The following is a 418-nucleotide window of genomic DNA, read 5'->3' on the forward strand; positions in this document are numbered from 1 at the left end:
GAGGTCTTCCAGGTTCTGAATATGTCGCACACACCATCAAAAAATCCGGTATTTGTTTGGGCCATGGCGCAATATACCATATCTATATGATGGTCAAAACTCTTCTCCCACGTGCTCATTTTTATACTAGTGACGCAGCTGATGCACTCCCACTGGTACTTTGCCACAGCACCGACCGTACTACCTTATCCTACAGCTCACAAGGTTAATACATGCTCGGCAAATTAAAAGGCATACTTGCGAGCATCTGTGACGATCACATCATTCTTGATGAGCAAGGCGTGGGGTATAGCGTCTTTGTGTCCAACAGGCTTTTATCTTCTTTACCAACCCTCGGTGCACATTTAAACCTATTTATTGAAATGCATGCTCGTGCAGAAGCCATTCGCCTTTTTGGTTTTACCACAAAAGCTGAACG

Annotated in this window: 1 protein-coding gene and 1 pseudogene; both read left to right on the forward strand. The window is 44.5% G+C overall.

The genetic code is table 11. From position 1 onward, the window contains the following. Positions 1 to 209: pseudogene (locus J7R05_RS08455) on the forward strand (crossover junction endodeoxyribonuclease RuvC); the annotation flags it as partial. Positions 210 to 212: 3 nt separating this feature from the next. Next, positions 213 to 418 (forward strand): OB-fold domain-containing protein (locus J7R05_RS08460; protein ID WP_281388236.1); only part of this gene is annotated, 206 nt, incomplete at its 3' end.

The organism is Bartonella capreoli, assembly GCF_902813205.1.
In the GTDB taxonomy this organism is placed as follows: Bacteria; Pseudomonadota; Alphaproteobacteria; order Rhizobiales; family Rhizobiaceae; genus Bartonella; species Bartonella schoenbuchensis.